20 protein-coding genes and 7 pseudogenes are annotated in these 21,933 nt (G+C 69.7%); 20 read left to right on the plus strand and 7 right to left on the minus strand.

The annotated features are described in order from the left end of the window. The 7 genes and pseudogenes from AC4OXY_RS44670 to AC4OXY_RS44700 all read left to right on the plus strand — a co-directional run. The gene (locus tag AC4OXY_RS44670; protein ID WP_491992589.1) at positions 1-1,530 is read left to right on the plus strand and encodes an FAD-dependent monooxygenase; all 1,530 of its coding nucleotides are present in this window, start codon (positions 1-3) and stop codon (positions 1,528-1,530) included. Positions 1,531-1,658: 128 nt separating this feature from the next. Then, positions 1,659-3,203, plus strand: coding sequence for an FMN-binding glutamate synthase family protein (locus tag AC4OXY_RS44675; protein WP_491992590.1), 1,545 nt, complete (start codon positions 1,659-1,661; stop codon positions 3,201-3,203). A gap of 77 nt (positions 3,204-3,280) precedes the next feature. Next, the gene (locus AC4OXY_RS44680; protein WP_491992591.1) at positions 3,281-3,634 is read left to right on the plus strand and encodes a hypothetical protein; all 354 of its coding nucleotides are present in this window, start codon (positions 3,281-3,283) and stop codon (positions 3,632-3,634) included. Between the two features lie 70 nt (positions 3,635-3,704). Next, on the plus strand, positions 3,705-3,926 hold the full coding sequence (locus tag AC4OXY_RS44685; RefSeq protein ID WP_356040605.1) for a hypothetical protein: 222 nt from the start codon (positions 3,705-3,707) through the stop codon (positions 3,924-3,926). A gap of 351 nt (positions 3,927-4,277) precedes the next feature. Next, positions 4,278-4,409, plus strand: a pseudogene (locus AC4OXY_RS44690) (Tn3 family transposase); the annotation flags it as partial. Between the two features lie 301 nt (positions 4,410-4,710). Beyond that, positions 4,711-5,331 carry an SGNH/GDSL hydrolase family protein gene (locus AC4OXY_RS44695; protein ID WP_491992592.1) on the plus strand — a complete coding sequence of 207 codons (621 nt, stop codon included), beginning with the start codon at positions 4,711-4,713 and terminating at the stop codon, positions 5,329-5,331. Then, positions 5,280-5,693: pseudogene (locus tag AC4OXY_RS44700) on the plus strand (transposase); the annotation flags it as partial. The gene AC4OXY_RS44695 and the pseudogene AC4OXY_RS44700, both read left to right, overlap by 52 nt. Before the next feature lie 336 nt (positions 5,694-6,029). On the opposite strand, the gene AC4OXY_RS44705 reads toward AC4OXY_RS44700, so the two are convergent. Next, complete coding sequence (locus AC4OXY_RS44705) at positions 6,030-6,527, minus strand: DinB family protein (protein WP_491992593.1); 498 nt, start codon at positions 6,525-6,527, stop codon at positions 6,030-6,032. A 165-nt stretch (positions 6,528-6,692) separates the two neighbouring features. On the opposite strand from AC4OXY_RS44705, the gene AC4OXY_RS44710 reads away from it, so the two are divergent. Both AC4OXY_RS44710 and AC4OXY_RS44715 read left to right on the plus strand, forming a co-directional pair. Beyond that, entirely contained in the window at positions 6,693-7,220 is a 528-nt protein-coding gene (locus AC4OXY_RS44710) for a Rossmann-fold NAD(P)-binding domain-containing protein (RefSeq protein WP_356039898.1), read from the plus strand. A 5-nt stretch (positions 7,221-7,225) separates the two neighbouring features. Beyond that, a pseudogene (locus AC4OXY_RS44715) lies at positions 7,226-7,401 on the plus strand (helix-turn-helix domain-containing protein); the annotation flags it as partial. Positions 7,402-7,705: 304 nt separating this feature from the next. Here AC4OXY_RS44715 and AC4OXY_RS44720 read toward each other — a convergent pair. Beyond that, complete coding sequence (locus tag AC4OXY_RS44720) at positions 7,706-7,975, minus strand: hypothetical protein (RefSeq protein ID WP_491992594.1); 270 nt, start codon at positions 7,973-7,975, stop codon at positions 7,706-7,708. A gap of 748 nt (positions 7,976-8,723) precedes the next feature. Between AC4OXY_RS44720 and AC4OXY_RS44725 the strand changes: the two genes are divergently transcribed. Together AC4OXY_RS44725 and AC4OXY_RS44730 are read left to right on the plus strand one after the other, a co-directional pair. After that, positions 8,724-9,473: an SDR family NAD(P)-dependent oxidoreductase gene (locus AC4OXY_RS44725; RefSeq protein ID WP_491992595.1), complete on the plus strand. Its 750-nt coding sequence runs from the start codon at positions 8,724-8,726 to the stop codon at positions 9,471-9,473. Positions 9,474-9,708: 235 nt separating this feature from the next. Then, positions 9,709-10,608 (plus strand): LysR family transcriptional regulator, encoded by a 900-nt coding sequence (locus tag AC4OXY_RS44730; protein WP_356039907.1) that lies wholly within the window; start codon positions 9,709-9,711, stop codon positions 10,606-10,608. 38 nt (positions 10,609-10,646) lie between these two features. On the opposite strand, the gene AC4OXY_RS44735 is transcribed toward AC4OXY_RS44730, so the two are convergent. Next, positions 10,647-11,402 carry an SDR family NAD(P)-dependent oxidoreductase gene (locus tag AC4OXY_RS44735; RefSeq protein ID WP_356039910.1) on the minus strand — a complete coding sequence of 252 codons (756 nt, stop codon included), beginning with the start codon at positions 11,400-11,402 and terminating at the stop codon, positions 10,647-10,649. 448 nt (positions 11,403-11,850) lie between these two features. Between AC4OXY_RS44735 and AC4OXY_RS44740 the strand changes: the two genes are divergently transcribed. Then, complete coding sequence (locus AC4OXY_RS44740; RefSeq protein ID WP_356039913.1) at positions 11,851-12,615, plus strand: SDR family NAD(P)-dependent oxidoreductase; 765 nt, start codon at positions 11,851-11,853, stop codon at positions 12,613-12,615. Positions 12,616-12,680: 65 nt separating this feature from the next. Here the strand turns inward: AC4OXY_RS44740 and AC4OXY_RS44745 are convergent, their stop codons facing one another. From AC4OXY_RS44745 to AC4OXY_RS44755, 3 genes are all read right to left on the minus strand, one after another. Further along, a complete protein-coding gene (locus AC4OXY_RS44745) occupies positions 12,681-13,388 on the minus strand; it encodes an SDR family oxidoreductase (RefSeq protein ID WP_356039915.1) in 708 nt (235 codons plus the stop codon). A 107-nt stretch (positions 13,389-13,495) separates the two neighbouring features. After that, positions 13,496-14,305 carry a maleylpyruvate isomerase family mycothiol-dependent enzyme gene (locus AC4OXY_RS44750; RefSeq protein WP_491992596.1) on the minus strand — a complete coding sequence of 270 codons (810 nt, stop codon included), beginning with the start codon at positions 14,303-14,305 and terminating at the stop codon, positions 13,496-13,498. Positions 14,306-14,315: 10 nt separating this feature from the next. Next, a complete protein-coding gene (locus AC4OXY_RS44755) occupies positions 14,316-15,080 on the minus strand; it encodes an enoyl-CoA hydratase/isomerase family protein (protein ID WP_491992597.1) in 765 nt (254 codons plus the stop codon). Between the two features lie 386 nt (positions 15,081-15,466). Here AC4OXY_RS44755 and AC4OXY_RS44760 point away from each other — a divergent pair. Then, positions 15,467-16,454: pseudogene (locus tag AC4OXY_RS44760) on the plus strand (site-specific integrase). Positions 16,455-16,528: 74 nt separating this feature from the next. Here the strand turns inward: AC4OXY_RS44760 and AC4OXY_RS44765 are convergent. Beyond that, positions 16,529-17,419 carry a helix-turn-helix transcriptional regulator gene (locus AC4OXY_RS44765; protein WP_491992598.1) on the minus strand — a complete coding sequence of 297 codons (891 nt, stop codon included), beginning with the start codon at positions 17,417-17,419 and terminating at the stop codon, positions 16,529-16,531. Between the two features lie 192 nt (positions 17,420-17,611). Here AC4OXY_RS44765 and AC4OXY_RS44770 point away from each other — a divergent pair, with 192 nt between their 5' ends. From AC4OXY_RS44770 to AC4OXY_RS44800, 7 genes and pseudogenes are all read left to right on the plus strand, one after another. Then, positions 17,612-18,346 carry an SDR family oxidoreductase gene (locus AC4OXY_RS44770; protein ID WP_491992599.1) on the plus strand — a complete coding sequence of 245 codons (735 nt, stop codon included), beginning with the start codon at positions 17,612-17,614 and terminating at the stop codon, positions 18,344-18,346. A gap of 152 nt (positions 18,347-18,498) precedes the next feature. Next, positions 18,499-19,476 (plus strand): aldo/keto reductase, encoded by a 978-nt coding sequence (locus AC4OXY_RS44775; RefSeq protein ID WP_491992600.1) that lies wholly within the window; start codon positions 18,499-18,501, stop codon positions 19,474-19,476. Next, a complete protein-coding gene (locus AC4OXY_RS44780) occupies positions 19,473-19,799 on the plus strand; it encodes a carboxymuconolactone decarboxylase family protein (RefSeq protein ID WP_491992601.1) in 327 nt (108 codons plus the stop codon). The genes AC4OXY_RS44775 and AC4OXY_RS44780 overlap by 4 nt, the downstream gene beginning before the upstream one ends. A gap of 77 nt (positions 19,800-19,876) precedes the next feature. Further along, a pseudogene (locus AC4OXY_RS44785) lies at positions 19,877-20,128 on the plus strand (aldo/keto reductase); the annotation flags it as partial. 480 nt (positions 20,129-20,608) lie between these two features. Continuing rightward, positions 20,609-20,761 (plus strand): annotated as a pseudogene (locus tag AC4OXY_RS44790) (IS110 family transposase); the annotation flags it as partial. Positions 20,762-20,854: 93 nt separating this feature from the next. Next, entirely contained in the window at positions 20,855-21,637 is a 783-nt protein-coding gene (locus tag AC4OXY_RS44795; RefSeq protein ID WP_491992602.1) for a phosphotransferase enzyme family protein, read from the plus strand. 145 nt (positions 21,638-21,782) lie between these two features. Beyond that, positions 21,783-21,923: pseudogene (locus AC4OXY_RS44800) on the plus strand (NF041680 family putative transposase); the annotation flags it as partial. Between the last annotated feature and the right edge of the window lie 10 nt (positions 21,924-21,933).

Here is a 21,933-nt window from a genome sequence, read left to right on the forward strand (position 1 = left end):
ATGGAACGGAACGACTGCGACGTCGTGATCGTCGGCGCCGGACCGACCGGCCTGGCCCTCGCGGTCGGACTGCGTCTGTACGGGCTGCGGGTACGGGTCCTGGAGAAGCAGGACAGCGGCAAACGCGAGGCCCGCGCCGGCATCGTCTGGCACCGGGCCATGGAAGTGCTGGCCGACCTCGGCTGCGCCGAGCGGTTCGTCGAGGAAGGAGTGCCGCTCAACTCGACGGAGCTGATCGTCCAGGGGCGGACGGTCGGAGTCCTCGACCTGACCGCGAGCGGCACCCGCTGGCCCAACCCGCTCTCGATCGAGCAGGACGCGGTGGAGAGGCTGCTGGCGGAGCGGCTCGGAGAGGTGGGCGGCTCGATCGACTGGTCGACCGAGGCGACGGCGGTCCGGGTGGCCGAGGACGCGGCCGAGGTCGAGGTCCGCTGTGCGGACGGCCGGCCGCGGACGCTGCGCTGTGCCTGGGTGGTCGGCTGCGAGGGCTCGCACAGCCTGGTGCGCAAGGCCGTCGGCGTGCCGTTCGACGGCGGCCCGCGGCGCCACCTCCAGGTCGCGCAGATCAACGCGAAGGTGGACTGGCGGCTGCCGTACCACGGGGACCGCACCTACCTCCTGTTGGACAAGGACCTGTCGCTCGGCTGCGCGCCCCGCCCCGGAGGCGGCTACCGCTGCTTCGCCTTCACCCGCGAACCGGACGCGACACCACTCACCCCGGTGACCGTCGAGGAGATGCGGCAGCTCTTGATGCGGGCCGCTCACGACTCCGACGTATGGCTCACACCGACACTGCCGGAGTGGACCAACCGGGCCCGGTTCCAGGACAGGTTCGCCCGCACGCTGCGCTCCGGACGGGCCCTGCTGGCCGGGGACAGCGCGCACCTGTGGGCGCCGATCGGCGGACGCGGCCTGAACACCGGCCTGCGCGGTGCGCACAACCTGGCCTGGAAACTGGCCAGTGTGGTACGCGGCTGGGCCCCGCCCGAGCTGCTGGACACCTACTCCGCCGAGCAACGGCGCACCGCCCTGCGGGTGATGCGCCGCACCAGGCGTGACGTGCTGGAATCGCCGGGCACATGGCGGGTCTTGCTGGCGATGCGCCTGGTCGGCCGTCACGTACTGGGCACCCGATGGGCGACCGACCGGATCCGCGGGCGACTCGCCGACCTGGACCTGGACCACCGGGGAAGCCCGCTCTCGGCACCCGGAGGCGGCGACCGGATGCCCGACCAGCAGGTCTGGGCGGACGGTGGCGAACACAGCCTGCACGCCCTGCTCTCCTACCGGCACTGGACCCTGCTCTCGGTCGGCGAACGCCCCGCACCCGCCCCGGCACTGGCCTCCTGCCCCATGCCGGTCACCGTCCGCGCGGTGTCCCCGACACACCCCTCACGCCAACTGCCCGACAATTCACTGGTACTTGTCCGTCCCGACCTGCACATCGGCCTTCAGACCCGAAGTCCCGAGGAGGTGACGGCTTACCTGGGACGATGGTGCACCCACCCAGGGACCGCCTCCGGGCAGTGACCGACCGGGAGTACGTGGACCCGAGCGTGAACCAACCCCCTGACCGCATGCCTGGCCATGCGCCCTCTTAACATCACACAACGACTTCACCGAACGGCGATGGAGTCGTGCATCGAGGAGGAACGGTCATGCACGCTCGGAGGATCGGCGCGGCCGCCGCGACAGCAGTGGCGCTTCTGGCTGCCCGCGACCTTGTCCAGAAGAGGCATGCGCTGCTCCGGAACTTCCCGGTGATCGGGCACGCCCGGTACCTGTTGGAGACGATCGGGCCGGAGCTGCGGCAGTACATCGTGACCTCCAACGAGGAGGAGCGGCCGTTCAGCCGTGACCAGCGTTCCTGGATCTACGCGTCGGCGAAGGAGGAGAACAACTACTTCGGCTTCGGGACCGACGTCGACGTCGAGCATGTGCAGGGGCACGCCTACCTCAAGCAGCGCACGTTCGCCGGCACTCTGCCCGACGCGCACGACCCGCAGGCGCCGCTGCCCTCGGCCAAGGTGCTGGGCGGGCCGCGCGGGCGTGCCAAGGCGTTCCGGCCGGCGAGCGTGGTGAACATCTCGGCGATGAGCTTCGGATCGCTCTCCGGCGCGGCCGTCACGGCGCTCAACAAGGGGGCGGCGCTGGCGGGCACGATGCACAACACGGGCGAGGGCGGCCTGTCGCCGTACCACCGCAACGGCGGCGACCTCGTCCTCCAGATCGGTACGGCGTACTTCGGCTGCCGCAACGAGGACGGCAGCTTCAACCTCGACAAGCTCAAGGACGTGGTCGCCGGCGCCCCGGTCAGGGCGATCGAGATCAAGCTCTCGCAGGGGGCCAAGCCAGGGCTGGGCGGGATGCTGCCGGGCGCGAAGGTGACCCCGGAGATCGCCCGGATCCGCGGCATACCGGTCGGCAAGGACTGCGCCTCCCCGTCGCGGCACACCGCGTTCAGCGACGTCGACTCGATGCTCGACTTCGTCGAGTTGCTCGCCGCCGAGACCGGTCTGCCGGTCGGGGTCAAGAGCGCGGTCGGGGAGATGGGCTTCTGGCGGGAGCTGGCCGCGCTGATGGCGCGTGGCGACCGCGGTGTCGACTTCGTGACCGTCGACGGCGGCGAGGGCGGCACCGGGGCGGCGCCGCTGATCTTCACCGACTCGGTGTCGCTGCCCTTCCGGATGGGCTTCTCCCGGGTCTACGGCGCCTTCGCCGAGCTGGGTCTGACCGACGACCTGACCTTCATCGGCTCCGGCAAGCTCGGCCTGCCCGAGAACGCCGCGGTCGCCTTCGCTCTGGGGGCCGACATGGTCAACGTGGCCCGTGAGGCGATGCTGTCCATCGGCTGCATCCAGTCGCAGAAGTGCCACACCGACAAGTGCCCCACCGGCATCGCCACCCAGAACCAGTGGCTGGCCCGCGGCCTCGACCCGGCCTCGAAGGCCACCCGGGCCGCCGTCTACCTGCGCACCCTGCGCAGGGAGCTGACCAAGGTCTCGGCAGCCCTCGGGGTCGCCCACCCGGCACTCATCACCGCCAACGACATCGAGATCATGAACGGTGACTACGAGGCCCGCACCCTGGCCGGCGTCTACGGCTACAAGGACGGCTGGGGCGAGCTCGGCCCGCACCTCGCCGATGAGATCACGGCCCTGCTCACCACCAAGCCCACCGCCGTCCGGGAACCGGCCGTCTGACGCACCGACAGTGACAGGCACCACGCTCGGGCCTCTCGTGCGCGGAGCGACGCGAACAGGCAGCCGCTGACCGGGAGTTGCAGGCCGTCCGGCGTGAGGAGGCGGCGGCTGAGCGGGAGCGGTCGGCGCTGCGCCGCGGGGCACTGGTGGCGCTGGGTGCGTCGGGTGAGGACCTGACGGACGCGGAGCGTCTGCTGATCTCTGACGTGGACGCGGACGAGACGCAGATCCAGGCGGCGGCCGAGGCGCTGCGGGCCCGGCGCCCGGAGCTGTTCGGCGAGGTGCGTACTCCTCCGGTGCCGGCGGCTCCTGCCGGGGCCCTGGCAGGGCGCGCCCCAACGCGGACGGTGGCGCCGTCGAGGCCGGGCGCGGCCGGGCTGGAGATGGCCCGACGCCGCGGCCTGGTGACCGAATCCGGTGACGCTCGCTGACCTGCGGGCAACACACGCTGTGGGGACCACTCCCCCTCGACTTCGTGGACGGCATCGCCCAGTAGGGCCGGTGCGCGGACTGCACCTCGTCGCCTGGGTACGCTCCCTCGACGACGCCCAGCGCTTCGAGACCCGCCTCGCCGACCGGGCCCCGGACCTCACCGTCACCGACCGCACGGTCGCCTTGTGGCCCATGAAACTGAGCGGCCATCTGCTGGACGAGAACGGCTACCGGACCGGTGCGACACCGCTCGCGCTGTGGGACGAGGGGTCGGGCTCGGACCCCGACTGACATCACCGTCCCCGCCCGGACCGCCGTGCGCCCGAACGGCACGTCCGCGCACACCTCGTCACCGCGCTCTGGCAGGACCTCTCCGCGTACGCCCCACCATCGACGACGACGTGGCCCTCCTCGCCCTGGCACCCACGCGGGTACCGGAATCACGCGAGCCGCGAGAGCACGTGCCGGGCACATGAGCCGGGGAAGCGGTGGCCACCGACTTCAAACGCCCGGGAGGTGTCTGTCCCGGATGGTCGGGGACAGACACCTCCGGTGTGTAGCACACGCGGTATGCGGGTCGGATGGGCGTGGTGAGCTGCTGGCTGATTGAGTGCCCGCTGTCGGGGATCATCGCGGCACGCACAGGACGGCATGGAAGACCAGATCGGCGCCCTGGGCCTGGTCCTCAACGCCCTCGAGCTGTTCACCACGCGCTACATGGACGCCGCGGTGAACCAGCTGCGGGCGGACGGCTTCGACATCCGCGACACTGACCAGACCCTCCGGACGGACTGCGCCAAGGACCGGAATGGGGTACCCGCGATCCGGATGCCGGACGCTGCGGCGCACCACGAGTGTGGCGGTCAGCCGCGGCATCTGGCTGAGGCCGTCGTTGCGGTGCTCCGGCGTGATGCGCTCACCGGTCCGTCCGCGCACCCGGGCACATCGCGGCCATCCCGTCGGCGTAGTGCATTGGTGACATTCCGGTTAGCGCATTAGCTTCAGCGCCATGGGCATATCTGCGAAGTCCCAGCGTTTGAGTCGGTCGCGGCGCCGCGTACCGGTGCTAATGATCATGCTGGGCACCCTCTTGATCATGATCGGCAATATCCCGGTCGGCGCCACCACAGCACAGTTGCGCTTGTTCGTCCTGGGCGACAGCATTGCCGGCGGAAGTGACCAGGGCGGGATCGGATCGCAAGGCTGGCCCGCGCTGGTCGCCAATCGGCTGGGGCTCACGCTACGTCTGGACGGGCAGGGCGGCACGGGCTACACCACCGGCGGCACGCAACCGGGCGGACGGCCCTACACGCAGCGGGTCAACGACGCCGTTGCGGCAGCGCCAGACTTGGTGGTTGTCGAGGGATCACGTAACGACGTCGGCCCGACACAAACCCAGACCGCCGCGGTAGACACATTGCGCCGTCTCCATGCCGGACTGCCCCACACGCGCATCCTTGTCATCGGGCCGATCTACTCAGACCCGCAGCCAGTCGGCTCGCACCCGGTCGACGAAGCGGTCGCGGCCGCAGCAATGAAACTGGGCCTGCCTTACCTGTCCGCGGTGCGCCGCGGGTGGTTTACCGGATCCGCGCACCAGTTCATCGGAAGCGATGGTGTGCACCCCACGGACGCCGGACACGCATACCTCGCCGAGCAGATTCGCCCCGAACTCTCGCGACTGTTGTACCCGTAAGCGCTGATGGGACCTGGCCCCGGACTTCGCGGTCACCGTTTCAGGTCTGCGGCCAGCAGGTCTCGGATATGGCCGGCTGGGCCGGATACGGGTACTGCGCCTCTCACTTGCGGTTCTTCTCGGGTCTGCGCCTGTACCTGGTCTGTACTCCTAGTGGCATGCCCATCACCTGGGCACTCGCGAACCCGAAGATTGATGAGCGGGAAGTGCTGGCCGCGATGCTGGACCGCGAGCCGCATCTGGCCACCGACCGGCCGGGGCTGCTGGTCATCGCAGACAAGGGCTTCGCCTCCAAGGAATTCGAGAACGACCTCGCGATGCGAGGCGCTGAGCTACTCCGGCCGTCCTTCAAACGGGAGAAGGGCTGCAAGGCTCACCGCGTCAGGGGCTCTGAGACCGCGCCATGGTCCCGCTCCGCGTCTACCCGCACCAGGTCGGCGGTCCCGGTCCTGTGGCCGGCCGTCCCGGGTTTGTACCCCTGCCGTGCAGGGCCCAGCGGGGCCCGGCCAACGCCCTGTTCGGATCCGGGCCCCGGGCTGTTTCGCCGGTGCCGCTCGACCCCCGGCCCGCGCCTGTGCAGAGGCCCTGGCGGGGGGCTTCCCCGAGCGGGCCGATGGCCCGCCTTTTCGTTTGCCCGGGACGACCGTGCTGCGCCTGGCCGTCCCGGGGCCCGTCAGGGGACCGGCCCCCGCCGTCCACTACTGTTCGGCGATTCCGCCGATGCGCTCGCGGAGGAGATCAGCGTGGCCGTTGTGCCGCGCGTACTCCTCGATCATGTGGGTGAGGATGTAGCGGAGGGAGAAGACGTCGTCTCGGTACCGCCCGGTGGCGTCGGGGGACTGGGCGGCATCCACGATGTCGCGGGATCGGGCGCACTCCTCGTGCCAGATCGCGAACGCCTCGGACGGGTCTGCGGTGTCGACGTCGAAAGCGCCGCCGGTGCTTCGGGGCCAGTGCACGTTACTGTGCTCGCCGTTCAACACGTTGCGGAACCAGGTCCGCTCGACGTCAGCCATGTGCCGGACGAGGCCGAGCAGCGACAAGCCGGAGGGCCGCACGGCCTTTTCCCTGAGCTGCTCGGCTGTGAGCCCCGCACATGCCATGGCCAGCGTGTCCCGCTGGCGCTGCAGGAAGCCGGTCAGCGTGGCGCGCTCATCGGCCACCCGCGGAGGTTCGGTCCTCTCCTGGTTGTCCATCGGACCATCATGACAGCGAGGGGCGCACGGCAGTGGGATCTCTGCGGCTGACCTGCGCCGCCGATGACCGGCTGCCGCTCCGCAGTTCGCCTCGAGCCTTCGGAGTGTGGGCTCCGGCCTTGGCACGCGTCCGGTGGTGGCTCCGCCCCGCCCCGCCGTCGGCCGATGCCGTGGTGCTGTGACCACCTTGGCTTCGCCCTCGCCCATCGGGCCACCGAGCAGCTGATCAAGTCCAGTGGGCTTGGGTGGACGGTCCTGCGCAACGGGCTCTACGCCGAACTCTTCGGGGCGCTCCTGACCTGGACCGCTGACGGCGTGGAATCGGCGTTCGGCGACGGAGCGCTCGCCGCTGTGGCGCGGGCGGACCTGGCCGCGGCCGCAGCCGTCGTGGCCGGCAATCCGACCGCGCACGCCGGCAGGACCTATGACCTGGTCGGCGAACCGATCACCGCCGTCGGCATCGCCGAATCCCTCGGAGTCGCGCACCGGACCATCGGGCTCGGGGAGTACCGGGCCCAACTCCTCGCTGACGACACGCTACTGCCGTTCCAGCCGCCGATGCTCGCCTCGATCGCGACCAGCGTCCGCCACGGGTTCCTCAGCACCACCAGCCCCGACCTCGCCCAACTACTCGGCCGACCGCTCACCGTCGCCACGGACACCGCGGCCGCGATGCGCCTCGACGCCAGCTGACACGGATGGTTCGCCGCTATGCGCCACTGTCCATCGAAGGTCGCCGTCGCCTGATCGAACGCTGCCGCACCCGGCCGATCGCGCACGTCGCCGCCGAGATGGGTATCTCCCGGGCGTGCGCCTCAAGTGGGCTAACCGCCATCGCCAACACGGGGACCCCGGATTGGTCGACCGATCCTCGTGAACGTCTCGGAGTCGCAGGCAGAGCTACCCGCCCCGGTCAGGGAGCGGCTGCCAACCGGCGAGCCGCTCGGCGGCGCGCGACAGCACGGCTCGTAGCCGCCGGCGCCGTCCAGGGGAGGTGGTCTTCAGCAGGGCCGTATGGAGCCCCTCGATCTCGGCCACGGTGGCTCCCAGCCGGAGATTTTCGTCGCGCCGCTGAACGTCGCCATGCACCATGGATGGTCGTCCTCCCCCGAGGGTGTGTCGCCCAGGCTGACTTCGACTGTTGTGCCATCCGGCAACCTTCTTGCCGGCCGGGACCGTTATGTGCCGTCTTCGACCGGCAGAGCGATCCGGTCGGGGTCGTAGACCACCCAGCGCGGCGTCGGGGCTCCGGACAGGCGCACATGGGACAGGGTGGCGCTGTCCAGGGCTGTCCACCAGGCGGTGACGCTGCCCGGCCGCGGCCATCCGGCTTGCCCGTTCACGGCCACTGGCCGGTAGGTGAGCTGGACTTGGGCGTCCGGGGGAGGCGGCGGGTATGCCTGCGCCAGTTCTTCCAGTGGGCGCTTTGTAGCGGACGTGCCTCGCATGGTCCGGCCTTCCCCCTGGCTCCGTTCAGATGATGCTTTCTTGATTGCGCAACTGATGAACTTCCCTCGGAGTTCGCCATCCAGGCCTGAGCTGTACTGAGATTTGTGGAGTGACGTGGGGTACCTCCATGGGGTGGGACATCCAGGTGGTTTCCCGGGCTTGAACGGATCGCAGGCGGGCGGCCCATTCCGCCGCCTGCACAAGCCGGAAGGGGAGCCGCGCGCTGTACGGATCATGTAACCGCGAGGTGCGCACAGTTCCTCTCCTGCGGCCCTATGCCTCACGAAGAGCTGCCATAAGCACCGCTTCTGACCGGCAGGCCGGCCACGGGAGAGTGTGCGGCGCTGTGATCGGCGCAGCGGGCTCCGGAGGAGATGCGGGGCGTCGGATACGGATGCGGCCCCGCCGCGATCTCCGCACGGCGCAGGCTTTGGGACTCGCGTCACTTCACGGAGGAGGCGGGGCACCAGAACACGGACCACCCGTGCTCCCGGTCAACCCTCATGTTCCAGATGCCGAGCGGGCGGAGAATTCGACACGTTCCGCGCTGAATGAAGGTACTGCTTATGGCGGTCAAAAGTAGGGGCGATCGCGGCCGGAAATTCTGCGAAGAGGTCAGTAATTAGAAATGCTGGACTGCTCTGCGGGTCAGCTTGCCGGAATCCGGAAGGCGCCTGAGAGTAGGCACGACATATTTCGTACCCAATGGCTGCGGGGCCGTACCGGTCCTGCGGAAAGGTGCTTCTCATGCAGTTCGAGAATCAGACTGCTCTCGTCACCGGCAGCACGTCCGGCATCGGTCGGGAGACGGCTCTCCTCCTGGCCCAGGAGGGCGCGTCCGTCATCGTCTCCGGCCGCAATGCCGACAAGGGCGCCAAGACCGTCGCGGCCATCGAGACCGCGGGCGGCAAGGCCAGGTTCATCGCCGCAGACCTGAGCGATCTGGATTCGGTCCGACACCTGGCCGACGAGGCCGGTGAGGTGGACATCCTGGTCAACAATGCCGGTGCCTACCCCTTCGCCCCCACCCTTGAGCAGGGCCTGGACACCTTCGAGACCCTGCTCGACACCAACGTACGCGGCACGTACTTCCTCACCCAGTCTCTGGCGGCGAAGATGGCGGCCAAGGGGTCCGGCAGCGTCGTCAGCGTCACCACGGTCGCCGGTCTGACCGGCATGGCCGGCACATCTGTCTACGGCGCCTCGAAGGCGGCCGTGGACTCCTTCACCCGCGCCTGGGCTGTCGAGTTCGGTAAGCGTGGAGTGCGCTTCAACGCCGTCGCCCCTGGCCACACGAACACCGACAACGTGGCGGACATGGTCGGCCAGGAGGACTTCGAGGCGTTGGGGGCGAAGGTGCCATTGGGACGCCTTGGCACGGCACGCGAGATCGCCGAAGCCATCGTCTTCCTCGCCTCGCCCCGCGCCGCCTACATCACCGGCGTCACCCTCCCCGTAGACGGCGGCTTCATGGCCCTGGGGCCCACCGACCAGTAAGCGACGTACGGGCCCCCAGGCCGCGACGCGGTCCCCTACTTGCAGCCTTGTGGCACGCCTCGGCAGCATTGCGTAGCTCCTGCCCCGCCCCGCGCACGACGCGGGGCGGTCTGCCGATCTCACCGTCGCCGGTACGGCAGCGGCCGTAGCCTCCGCTACCGGACGTTATGGGCGCTATAGGCCAAGGCTGTGGCCGACGGTGGATCCGGCGTTTTCGGCGTGATGCGATGGGGGCATGGAGTTGCGGGAGTTGCATGCCTTTGTGGCAGTGGTCGAGGAGGGCGGCTTCTCGGCCGCGGCCCGACGGTTGCACGTCAGCCAGCCGGCGCTGTCCCAGACGGTCGGTGGTCTGGAGCGGGAGCTGCGGGTGAAGCTGCTGGTGCGCAGCAGCACCGGTGTGCGGCCCACGGACGCGGGCGTCACCCTGCTCGGGGAGGCACGTGCGCTGCTGGCCCGGCGCGATCAGGTGGTGCGGACGATGGCCCGGTACACCGGTGGGGGCGGCGGCGTGCTGCGGATCGGCATTCCGCTGGAGTTCCCCTCGCGGCTGCTGAGCCCCGCGCTCACCGAGCTGGCCGAGGCCTGCCCCGACACCCGGGTACAGGCCCGCCATCTGTCCACATCCGGGCAGTTGGCCGCGCTGCACGCCGGCGAGCTGGACCTGGGACTGCTGCGGGAGCGCCCCACCGGGCAGGAGTTCGACGCGATGCTGGTCAACAGGGAACGGCTGGGCGTCCTGCTGGCCGCGGACCAGGCGGCGGAGCTGTCCGGGCCGGAAGGGATCGCGCTGGACGCGCTGGCCCGGCTGGAATGGGTGGCTTTCCCGCGCTCGGACAGCCCCGCCTGGTACGACGAGCTGACGGCGATCCTGCGCACCCACGGCCTCGACCTTGGTACTCAGGCGCCGGAGGGACAGCGGCTGATCGCCGAGGTGAAACTGGCGGCCGTCAGCGCCGGGCGGGCCTTCGCGCTGGCCCCGCCGGACTGGTCGCAGCCCATTCCCGACGGTGTGACGTGGCAGCCGCTGGTCGGGCACCCTCTCATCCGCCGGACGTGGGCGGTGTGGCCGGCGGATTCGCGGCGGCAGGATCTGGGACGCCTGATCGCCGCGTTCGAGCAGCCCACCACCGACTGATCCCCGCAGCGGCCAGGCGGCCGGGCGATACGTTGAGGTCAGACGGCGGTGCGCCCGCCGTCGACGGGCAGCACCGCACCCTGCACAAAGCTGCTCGCCGCGTCGTCGGCGAGGTACACGATCGCGGCCGCGATCTCTGCGGCGGACGCCGGCCGTCCGGCGGGCGCCTGAGCGGCCAGGCTCTGCAGGTCCTCCTCGGCCTCAGCGGTGGTCTCGGTCCGTGTGGGGCCGACCTGTACGGCGTTGACCCGCACTCCCTGTGGGCCGTACTCGGCTGCCCATGCCTTCGTCAGGAGGTTCACTGCTGCCTTGCTCGACCCATAGAGCGCCATGCCCGAGAACCCGAGCGCGGCCGCGATGGTGCTGACGTTCACGATCGCTCCGCCGCCCCGGTCGGCCATGGCCGGGGCGAGTTCGGCCACGAGGTAGAACGGGGCCTTGACGTTGAGCGCGTACACCGAGTCGAAGAGGCTTTCTTCCGTGTCCTTGGTCAGGCCGAAGGGGTAGACGCCCGCGTTGTTGACCAGGACGTCGACCCGGCCGCCGCCCAGCCCCAGAGCGTCGTGCGCAAGCCGTCGCACCGCCTCGGCGTCGCGCAGATCGGCGCTCACGAAGTCCGCCTTACCGCCCTGCTCCCGGATCGCCCCCACGACGCTCTCGCCACGGGCGGGATCACGGCCGGCCACCAGCACGTACGCGCCGCGCTCGGCCAGCGCCTGTGCTGTGGCAGCGCCAATGCCGCTGGTCGCCCCGGTCACGAGCGCGACCTTCCCCTCCATGGATGCAGACGTCATGGCCGATTCCTTCCGTTGATGACGAGATACGTGATCGGCGTACGGACGGGAACACGGCCGCTGCGTCGGTAATCACGCCACACCCTCGGGAACGCGCCGCCTGCTCAGAGCGGCGCAGTAGGCACCGCCGTCGCACATCCACAGCATCACCAGTAACGGGGCCCCGCAACCGTTCCGGGCCAGGGCATCGGCCGGGAACGCCGGGGCTGTTGTGCAGTCAGCTGAATGGAGTATCTGCCGACGGATTCTCCAGACGGCAGACGGCGAGCTTATACCGGTTATCGCGACGGCCTATGGCTTTCATGGAATCCCGTCGGAGAAGCGAACGCTGTAACCGCTCGGCACCCAATGCGGGGGCCTGGCACCTGGCCGGAAAAGTCGGCACCGATTTCGAAGCCGGGTCCGCATCTGGCATGTAGCGAATTCCTAAACGGAGTGGAACAGAACCATGGGAATGTTGGACGGCAAGGTTGCTCTGGTCACCGGGGGAACGTCCGGGATCGGCCGGGTCAGCGCGCGCCTGTTCGCACAGGAGGGTGCGAAGGTGGCGATCACCGGGCGCCGGGAGGATGCGGGCCGGGACGTGGTCGAGGAGATCACGAGGGACGGTGGCGAGGCGCTGTTCGTCAAGGCTGACGCCACGGACTTCGGCGGCGCGCGGGCAGTGGTGCAGCAGGTCGTCGACTGCTTCGGCCGCCTCGACGTGGCCTTCAACAATGCCGGCACCGCAGCGGTCGGCCCGTTGACCGAGCTGGACGAGAAGGCTTGGGACCAGCTGATGGACGGCAATCTGAAGGGCACGTTCTTCTACCTGCAGGCCGAGGCCGATCAGATGAAGCGACAGGGCGAGGGCGGGGCGATCGTCGTCAACGGATCGGTGTTCGCCGAACTCGGCACCCCGGGCATCTCCATCTACAGCGCCAGCAAGGGTGGTGTCGCCGCACTCGCCCGCGCGGCGGCGGTGGAGCTCGGGCCCGACGCGATCCGGGTCAACACCGTGAACCCGACCATCATCCGCACACCGCTGACCGAGGGCGGCATCACGAAGAAGGAGGACGGCTCCGAGTACCACCCGCACGGAGAGAACATCCCCCTCGGCCGCGTCGGCGAGGCGCACGAGGTCGCCCAGGTGGTTCTCTTCCTCCTGTCCGACCGGGCCTCCTTCGTCACCGGACAGTCGGTCATGGTGGACGGCGGACAGAGCGTCAACTGATCCCGACAGCCGAGCGCCCCGTGTCCCGGATGATCAGGACACGGGGCGCTTTGCCGTCGGATCAGTCATCCCACGCTCGCGCCGCCGTCGACGCGCAGGGTCTGGCCGGTGATGAACCCGGCGTCCTCGGAGAGCAGGAAGCAGACGGCGGCGGCGAGTTCCCGGGGCTGGGCCAGCCGACCAGCCGGAACTCCGGCGAGGTAGCGGGCCTCACCGGGCGATCCCGGCGGGTTGTTCTCACGGAACAGCTCGGTTTCGGTCGGCCCGGGAGCAACCGAATTGACGGTGATCCCCGCATCGGCGAGCTCGCCCGCCCAGGCACGCGTGCAGAAGTCCAGTGCGGCCTTGGCGGCGCCGTACGAGGTGCGCTCGGGCAGGCCGACGGTGACCAGGCTGGTGACGTTGATGATCCGTCCCCAGCGTTGAGCGGTCATACCGGGCAGCACCGCCTGGGTCAGCTGTACGGCGGTGCGGACCGTCAGGTCGTAGACGGCCTGCAGGTCGTCCAGGCCGACGGCGGGCAGTGGGGCGGGGCGGACGATTCCGACGTTGTTGACCACGGCATCGACGGCCCCGCCGCGCAGGACGGCGTCGAGGGTGCGCGCGGTGGCGGCGCGGTCGGCGAGGTCGACGGTGTGGAACTCTCCGGGGAAGTCCGGTGGGGCCGAGCGGGCCAGCCCGACGGGGCGGTGGCCGGCGGCGTCCAGGCGGTCGGCCAGCGCGCGGCCGATGCCTCGTGAAGCGCCGGAGATCAGCACTCTTCTGGAAATCACGGCTTCGGGTCTCCTCAAGGCGTCTGCGGGACGCATGGCCTCACGCCGGTCGGCGCCGCCGGGGATCTGCTTCCCGGCGGCGCCTTGGCGGGGCTGCGCGGGTCGGTTCAGTAGCCGGGGAACAGCGATCGGAGATCGTCGAGCGTGGCGGCGCCGGTGACCGTGACACCGTCTTGTGGCCTGTTGCGGCCGTAGACCAGCCGCAGCACCGCCTCGGCGGTCCCCGACACGGTTCCGGCCGGTTCGGCGGGCTCGCACGGGTAGACGTGCAGTTCAGTGTCCAGATCGAGCAGCAACATGCGCTGCGGATCGGTGAGTTCCACCGCAAACTGGCGGGGGCCGAGCCGGGACAGGCTTTCCGCGTCCCGGAAGCGGGTGGCCACCAGGTCGACGCGATGCCACAGGAGTTCCACCTCCTGCGCAGGAATCGTCGAGGCCGGGTCCAGGGCCACCGCGGTGTCCCAGGCGTGCACGGACTGTTCGGAGAGCCGGTATCCGGCGTAGTCGGCGAGGCCGAGCAGTCCGCTGAAGTACGGCACGCGAAGACTCTCGCGTTGGTCGGTGGTGAGCCCGTCCAGCAGGTGCAGATGGCGCACGTCGGCTTCCTGCCAGGCGGCACGCTGGGTCGGCCCGGGCAGGGCGTCCCAGCGTTCCCACACGGGCAGGAGGTCTTCGCGCTGCGGGCCCCTCGTGTCGCCCTTGAGTCCGCGTTCCACCAGGGTGGTGCAGATCTCGGCGGCGCTGCCCAGGTGGGACAGGACCTGGGCGATGCTCCATCCGTCGGCGAAGGACGGTCGGGACAGGTCCTCGTCGGACAGGTTCCCGACAGCGGTGTTGAGCCGGTCCGAGCTGGCGTGCAGTGCCGCCAGCCAGTGTTCTAGGGGAGTCGTGTGCTGCATGGTCGCTCCAGTCGTCATGGCCGGCCTCTCAGCCCTGGTGGGCGAGATCGGCCGCGGTCAGGCCCTCCAGGGCCATGCCGAGCTGGGTACCTTCCGCGATCCGGCGGCTGATGCGCTGACGCAGGGTGACAGCCAGGTAGCGAGTCAGCAGCTGCGGCCTGCCGGCCAGGGTCTCGGCCAGCTCCTGGGCGCGGGGAAGGACCTTGTCCAAAGGCAGCACCTCGGCCACCGCGCCCCAGCGTTCGGCCTGTTCGGCGGTGAAGGAGCCCTGAGTGAGGGCGAGATGGCGGGCGCGGTTCAGACCCAGCGCCTCCTCCCAGACGATGTGGATGCCGTCGCCGGGAACGATCCCGAAGGTCAGGTGCGGGAAATCGCTGAAGACGGTGGAGTCGGCGGCCACGACGATGTCGGCGAGCAGGGCGTACTCGCTGTGTACCGAGGCCGGGCCGTTCACGGCGGCGACGATCGGCAGCTCCAGGTCCGCCAGCCGCTGCATGACGCGGCGGCCCTCACTGAGGGTACGGTCCCACTGGGCGGGCTTGGTGATGTCACCCAGGCTCGCGCCGTCGATGTCGGTCATGAAGCGGTCCCCGGTACCGGTGAGCACCAGCACCCGGTTGTCCCGGTCCTCACCGATCTCGTACAGCGCGCGGGGGAAGTCGGTGTGCAGCCGGCCGGTGAAGGTCGCGGGGCCCTGATGGGTATGGAATCGCAGGGTGAGCACCCCGGAGGGGGTCCGGCTCATCGCCAGGTCGGGGAAGGCGGTGAAATAGGCAGGGGTTCCGCTCGTCACGGTCTACTCCTTGGTCCGTGGACGCGTCCGTGGGCGTTGCGTCCTTGTGCCCAGACAACCTCCCTACCTGCCCGATCTGTACCCGCCGGCCAGACCCCCTGCTGAGGACGGCCATAAGTGACTTTTCTGGTGGGGCCGGACTTCGATCAGGCGACGCTGGCTCGTACACGGTGGTGGACTGGGTGACCAGCGCGAGCGATCTGGGGCTTGAGGAACATCCGCGCCAGATCGTGCGCTAAGCCCGGATCGCCGCTGGTGGGCACCTGACGGGTCGTCGGTGTTGGGCCGGTCGTGAGTCGTTCTACAGATAACGCCCTATTAACTGCGGCATCGCCGATCACGACCTGCGGCGACGCCGACGGGCCGCTGCGCGAAGCGACCCTGTTATCTGTGTCAAGGGGAAGCCGGTGCCCGTCCTGCTGTTGCCGCCCGGGAAGGCGCTGACCGTCCGGACGGCAGCCGACGCCTTCCTCGATTCGCTCATCAATCCGGACACGATCCGGAACTACGGCATCGCGGTCGGGAAGATCGCCGAGCACCTGGGCGAGGCCCGGCCGCTCGCCGCGGTCGCGGACGACGAGATCGGCGGCGCGTTGGAACTGCTCTGGGGCAGCTCGGCGGTGAACAGCTGGAACGCTCGCCGCGGTGCTGTCCTGGACCGGCTGGTGCGCCGAGCGCGGCTACGACGGGCCGGCCGTCCCGGCCTGGGCCAAGCGGATGCCGCCGCCGGACTCCGACACCCCGGTGCGCTCGAAGACGGCGATCGACCGGCTGATGGCCCGCCGCGCCGTCCACCTGCTGGAGAAGACCCTGTGGCGGATGCTCTACGTGGCGTGCGCCCGCTGCGAGGAGATCCTGGACGTCAACATCGAGGAGCTGGACCTGGCCGGGCGCCGGTGGCCGGTGAAGTCGAAGGGTGCCCAGCCGAAGGTGCGCCGGCGCGGTGCGAGTCGCGCCGACTATGTGCTGGAGACGGTGTTCTGGGACGCGGGAACCGCCCGGCTGCTGTCGCGGCTGCTCAAGGGCCGCACTCGCGGCCCGGTGTTCGTCACCCACCGCCGCGCCGGCCCGGGGAAGGTGCTCTCTGCCCGGGACGTCTGTCCGGACACCGGCCTGGCCCGGCTGTCCTACGGCCAGGCCCGCGTGCTGCTCGACCAGCACACCGCGCACGCGGGTCCGGGCACCGGCTGGGACCTGCACGAGTACCGGCACTCCTCCCTGACCCACCTCGGCGAGCAGGGGGCATCCGAGCTGATGCTGATGGCCAAGTCTCGACACAAGAAGGTCGAGAACGTCCGCCGCTACTTCAAGCCTTCGGCAGAGGCCATTGCGGATCTCACCAGCCTGTTGGCGCCGGGCGACGCGCGGCGCTGAGCCGCCGAGGGGGTGGTTTCGCCGAGCGTTCTTGTCGACAGGGCTGTTTCACTGACCCCTGCCGCCGGAGTGGCTCATGTCTCCCCAGGCTGGGAGACGGGTGCGGGGTCCTGCGCGTCGGCTTGCGTGGCGGCGAGGCTGCCGAGGAGCTTGACCCGGTCCTCGGTCGGTGAGCCGGCGGCGCTGGTGTAGGCGAACATCATCCAGCCGGGATGGTCGGGCAGTTCGACGCCTTCGTAGACGAATTCGAGGTCGCCGACGGCGGGGTGGTGGATGTGCTTGGTGCCGGTGCGGTGCAGGCGGACGTCGTGGGCCGACCAGCGGCGGCTGAACGCGTCGCTGCGGGTCGCGAGTTCCCCGATGAGGTCGGAAAGGGCCTTGTCGCGCGGACTGCGTCCTGCGGCGGTGCGCAGGTTCGCGGCGGAGGCTTCCGCTGCGTGCTCCCACTGCGGGTAGAAGGTGCGCGCGGCGGGGCTGAGGAAGATGAACCGTGCGGTGTTGTTCCGGGTGTCCGGGTCGTCGAGCATCGGGGCGAGCAGGGCCCGGGCGAGTGGGTTGGTGGCGAGGATGTCGGCCCGCTGGTTGACGATCCATGCGGGTGCGCCGGTGATCGCGTCGAGGAACCGCTGGAGGGAGGGGCGGACCGTCGACTGGGCGGGACGGGCCCGGCGGCGGCTTGGTGAAGGGTTCGCGGCGCGGGCGAGGTCGTGCAGATGCTCGGTCTCCGCGTCGTCCAGGCGCAGGGCGCGGGCGAGGGCGTCGAGTACTTCGGGGGAGACGCCGGCGAGGTTGCCGCGCTCCATCTTGGCGTAGTAGTCGCTGCTCATTCCGGCGAGCATGGCGACTTCCTCGCGGCGCAGGCCGGGCAGGCGGCGTCGGCCTCCGGTGACGATGCCTGCCTGCTCGGGGGTGATGCGGTCGCGTCGGGTGCGCAGGAAGTCCCGTACCTCGGCCTGGTTGTCCATGGCCTCCACGGTACGGCCGTGCGGGGATGTGTAGGAGTGACTGCCAGTACACGTATAAGCGGTTCCTCGCGCCGTCTGCGGGGCGGTGCTGGAATGGCCGTGTCGGGGTGATCCGGACCTTTCGGACCTCGGGGCTGTGACCTCCATCGGGCGGTCGGCCACGCAACGTGACAATGAAGGACAGGAAATACGATGAGCCAGGACCAGAAGCAGGGGCGCGTCGCCGTCATCACCGGTGCTTCCTCCGGGATCGGTGCCGCGACCGCCCGGTCCCTGCACGCCGCCGGCTACCGGGTCGCGCTTCTCGCCCGTCGCACGGACCGCATCAAGGCCCTCGCCGACGAGCTCGGCGACGGTGCGATCGCCGTCTCCGCCGATGTCACCGACCGCGGTGCCCTGGTCGCGGCGGCCGAACAGGTGAAGCGGGAGTTCGGCGGCACGGACGTGCTGGTGAACAACGCCGGGGTCATGCTGCTGGGTCCGTTCTCGGCCGAGCAGCGTGAGGACTACCGCAAGATGATCGAGGTCAACCTGCTCGGGGCGATCACGGCTACCGAGGTGTTCCTCGGCCAGCTCAAGGACGGCGGTGGTGACATCGTGAACGTCTCCTCCGTCGCGGGCCGGGTCGCCAACGTCGGCAGCGGCGTGTACGCGGCCACCAAGTTCGGCATCAACGGCTGGTCGGAGTCGCTGCGCAAGGAGCTGCTGCCCGACGTCCGTGTCACCGTGATCGAGCCGGGCGTCGTCGCCACCGAGCTGCCCACCCACATCACCCACGAAGCGACCCGCCAGGGCGCCAAGGAGCTGTACGACGTCGCCGAGGTCACCGCCGAGGACGTCGCCGAGGTCGTCACCTTTGCCCTCCAGCGCCCCCGGCACCTGGCCATCAACGAGATCCTGCTCCGCCCCGCCGGCCAGGCGCTCTGACTTTCCCTCTCGCCCGCGAGCGCCGTCCGCACGGAACGAAACACCGCGGCGCGGCAGACCCCAGGACTTCCCGTACCGGCCGCCGCGCCGCGGCCGGCGCGCAGCCGGTGCTCGGCGAACCGGCATTGACCAGCGAACGAACAGGATCACTCGTGAAGCACACCAAACTGCGCGATCTGGACGTCTCCCGCATCGGCCTGGGAGCCATGGGCATGTCCCACGGCTACACCGGTGCCGGCACCGACGACGGCCAGTCCATCCGCACCATCCACCGCGCCCTGGACCTCGGCGTCACCCTCATCGACACCGCCGAGGTCTACGGCCCCTACACCAACGAGGAACTGGTGGGGCGGGCCCTCAAGGGCCGCCGCGACCAGGTGGTGCTGGCCACCAAGTTCGGCCTGATCTCTCACACTGGCCGCGAGGGCGGCACCGACAGCAGTCCGGCCAACGTCCGCGCCGCCGTCGAGGGCTCTCTCAAGCGCCTGGGTACCGACCGCATCGACCTGTACTACCAGCACCGCGTCGACCCCGGCATCCAGATCGAGGAGACCGTCGGCGCGCTGGCCGAACTGGTCGCCGAGGGCAAGATCGGGCACATCGGTCTCTCGGAGGCCGGGCCCGACACCATCCGCCGCGCCCATGCCGTCCACCCGATCACCGCGGTGCAGTCCGAGTACTCGCTGTTCACCCGCGACCCCGAGGCCAGTGTGCTGCCCGTGCTGCGGGAGCTGAACATCGGCTTCGTCCCGTTCTCCCCGCTCGGCCGCGGCTTCCTGACCGGCGCGATCCGCGATCCGGGGCAGTTCGACGCCAGTGACTTCCGTGCCGACAACCCCCGCTTCACCGGCGAGAACTTCGAGCACAACCTGCGCCTGGCCGACCAGGTCGCCGCCATCGCCACCGAGATCGGCGCCACCCCGGCGCAGGTCGCCCTGGCCTGGGTGCTCGCGCAGGGCGACTTCATCGCGCCGATCCCCGGCACCCGCCGGGTGGCCCGCGTCGAGGAGAACGCCGGCGCCGACGCCGTCCGCCTCACCGACGACCAGCTCACCGCGCTCAGCAGCTTGCCCCCGGCCGCCGGCGACACCCACAACGAGGCCCAGATGCGCATGATGGAACGCGGATGACCGGCACCAACCCGAGCATCGCGCCGGACCTCGTCCGCCGCACCGCCCCGAAACTCGCCGACCTCACCGACGACGTCCTGTTCGCCGACCTCTGGCAGCGCCCGGAGCTGTCCCCGCGCGAGCGCAGCCTGGTCACCGTCGCCGCCCTGGTGGTGCTGGGCCGCGACGCCCAGCTGACCGGCCACCTGAACCGCGCCCTCGACAACGGCCTCACCCCCGGCGAACTCGCCGAGGCGATCACCCACCTCGCCTTCTACGCCGGCTGGCCTGCCGCGATGGGCGCCACCGGCGTCCTGGCCCAGGTCACCGAACCCACTCGCTGAGCCGGCACCATCGGCCGGCCACCCGTCCCTTCCAGGAGAATTCCGCGCAGCACGTCACCTTGAACAACGGCGTCCAGATGCCGATCCTCGGCTTCGGCGTCTTCCAGGTCGACGCGGACAAGACCGAGCGCGCCGTCACCCAGGCCCTGGAGGCCGGCTACCGGCTGCTGGACACCGCCGCCGCCTACGACAACGAGGAAGCCGTTGGCCACGCCATCAAGAACAGCGGCATCCCGCGCGAGGAACTGTTCGTCACCACCAAGCTATGGGTCCAGGACGCCCCCGCCCAGGCGCGGAGCTGCGTGAGTGCACGGACCGCGAGGGCTCGGTCGTCGAGTCCTGCCGCTGCCGCGCGCTGCAGCCAGGTGAGTGCCTCACTCCACCGCTTCGCTTTCGCCAGCGACCCGCTGGCCAGGCGCAGCGCCTGGACGTCGCCGATGCCGGCAGCGCGGTCAAACCAAGTGAGGGCCTCGTCCAACCGGCCGGTGTACGCGAGCTGACTGGCTATGTCGCGAAAGGCTTCGGTGTCCCCGAAGGACACCGCACGGTTGAGCCACTCCAGGGCTTCCCGTCTGCGGCCGCAGAGTGCCAGATGGTCCGCGACCTGCCTCAGTACCCCAGTGCGGCCGGAAGCGAGCGAGCGTTCGACCCACGCGTTGACCTCTTGCATGCGGTTCATGCGGAGCAGGAGGCTGACCGCTTGGTTCTGCGCGTCCGCATCTCCGGCGTTGAACGCTTGTTCCAACCGTGTGAGCGCCTCGTCCAAGCGGCCTGCGGATTCGAGTAGACCGGCAGTCGCGCGCGCCGCCTCCCAGGCCTACTACGGACGCAAGCGGAACGAGGGCAAGGGACACAAGCAGGCCCTGCTCGCCCTGGCCCGTCGACGAGCCAACGTCTTGTGGGCCATGCTCCGCGACGGAGAGTGCTACGAGCCCCTACCAACCGTCACAGCAGCGGCCTGACATCGTCATTGGGAAGTTCTTTAACCTCCGTCTCTACTCCGACGCTCCCCTTAATGGGGTGATCATGACGAGCTGATCCGACACACTGGATCGATGCGGCACGATGATGAACAGCCTTTGTCCGGTGGCAACGTCAGTGATGGTGTCGTTCGCGTCGGGGACACCGTTCGCCGTCCGACCGGACCATGGACACCCGCTGTGCATGCCCTGCTTGCCCACCTGCACGAGGTGGGATTCGGCGCGGCGCCTCGTCCGCTCGGCATTGACGATCAGGGGCGTGAGGTCCTGACCTTCATGCCGGGAGATGTGGTCTGGCCCGACCGGTTCTCGCTGATGGAACCCGCTCGACAACTGGCTCGCGTGGCACGGCTGATCCGGGACTTCCACGACGCCGTGCAGGACTTCACGGCGCCCTCCGATGCGCGGTGGCAGACGCTGATCCCCGCTGAGGGCAGTGACATCATCGCCCATAACGACCTGGCCCCCTGGAACCTCGTGGTCGCAGACGAGGCGCGGTGGGCCTTCATCGACTGGGACGCTGCAGGTCCCGGCTCGCGCCTGTGGGATGTCGCATACGCCATTCACGGGTTCATCCCGCTGTCCGCGCATCCGGACTGGCAGAGCCCGGACGCGGCGGACCGACTGCGAGTCTTCGCCGACGCCTACGGTCTGGCTGAGTCCGAACGCCGTCGGTTGGTGCCTCTACTGGGGTGCCGTACGCGTTCCATGCACGACTTCCTGCGCGACCAGGCGGCCCAAGGAGCCCAGCCCTGGGCAAGGCTGTGGGCTGAAGGCCACGGCGACGCTTGGCGAAACGACGCCGAATACATCGAGCAACGCGAAGACCAGTGGATGCAGGCCCTGCTCGCTGGCTGAGGCATCAGCGCCCGTGCCTGGCTCCTGGCATCGAACGACATCTCGAACGGGATCACTCACCTGGGCATTTGCCGGACATTGAAGCGGCCTTCGCCTGATCATGTGCTCCGACCAAGGTGCACCGATCGAAACGAAGGCCGTGAGGGTGAGTCTGCTGCCTGCCACCGGTCCCGGGGAGGCGTTCGCGCAAGCGTCACGCTTCCGGGAGGACTTATTCGACTGCCTGACCGCGCGCGGGGACGAACTGTTCGACCTCGTGGACGCGTTGTTGTGCGCGGACGGTCCGGATCACAAAG

The sequence above is a fragment of the Streptomyces sp. HUAS MG56 genome (assembly GCF_058673395.1).

Coding starts and splice junctions, on each gene's coding strand:
- AC4OXY_RS44725 (WP_491992595.1), top strand. CDS start 8,724: ATGCAGTTCGAGAATCAGACTGCTCTCGTCACCGGCAGCACGTCCGGC.
- AC4OXY_RS44750 (WP_491992596.1), bottom strand. CDS start 14,305: ATGACGACTGGAGCGACCATGCAGCACACGACTCCCCTAGAACACTGG.
- AC4OXY_RS44670 (WP_491992589.1), top strand. CDS start 1: ATGGAACGGAACGACTGCGACGTCGTGATCGTCGGCGCCGGACCGACC.
- AC4OXY_RS44770 (WP_491992599.1), top strand. CDS start 17,612: ATGAGCCAGGACCAGAAGCAGGGGCGCGTCGCCGTCATCACCGGTGCT.
- AC4OXY_RS44780 (WP_491992601.1), top strand. CDS start 19,473: ATGACCGGCACCAACCCGAGCATCGCGCCGGACCTCGTCCGCCGCACC.
- AC4OXY_RS44695 (WP_491992592.1), top strand. CDS start 4,711: ATGCTGGGCACCCTCTTGATCATGATCGGCAATATCCCGGTCGGCGCC.
- AC4OXY_RS44740 (WP_356039913.1), top strand. CDS start 11,851: ATGGGAATGTTGGACGGCAAGGTTGCTCTGGTCACCGGGGGAACGTCC.
- AC4OXY_RS44720 (WP_491992594.1), bottom strand. CDS start 7,975: ATGCGAGGCACGTCCGCTACAAAGCGCCCACTGGAAGAACTGGCGCAG.
- AC4OXY_RS44705 (WP_491992593.1), bottom strand. CDS start 6,527: ATGGACAACCAGGAGAGGACCGAACCTCCGCGGGTGGCCGATGAGCGC.
- AC4OXY_RS44735 (WP_356039910.1), bottom strand. CDS start 11,402: ATGACGTCTGCATCCATGGAGGGGAAGGTCGCGCTCGTGACCGGGGCG.
- AC4OXY_RS44765 (WP_491992598.1), bottom strand. CDS start 17,419: ATGGACAACCAGGCCGAGGTACGGGACTTCCTGCGCACCCGACGCGAC.
- AC4OXY_RS44795 (WP_491992602.1), top strand. CDS start 20,855: ATGCGGCACGATGATGAACAGCCTTTGTCCGGTGGCAACGTCAGTGAT.
- AC4OXY_RS44730 (WP_356039907.1), top strand. CDS start 9,709: ATGGAGTTGCGGGAGTTGCATGCCTTTGTGGCAGTGGTCGAGGAGGGC.
- AC4OXY_RS44710 (WP_356039898.1), top strand. CDS start 6,693: ATGCCGTGGTGCTGTGACCACCTTGGCTTCGCCCTCGCCCATCGGGCC.
- AC4OXY_RS44675 (WP_491992590.1), top strand. CDS start 1,659: ATGCACGCTCGGAGGATCGGCGCGGCCGCCGCGACAGCAGTGGCGCTT.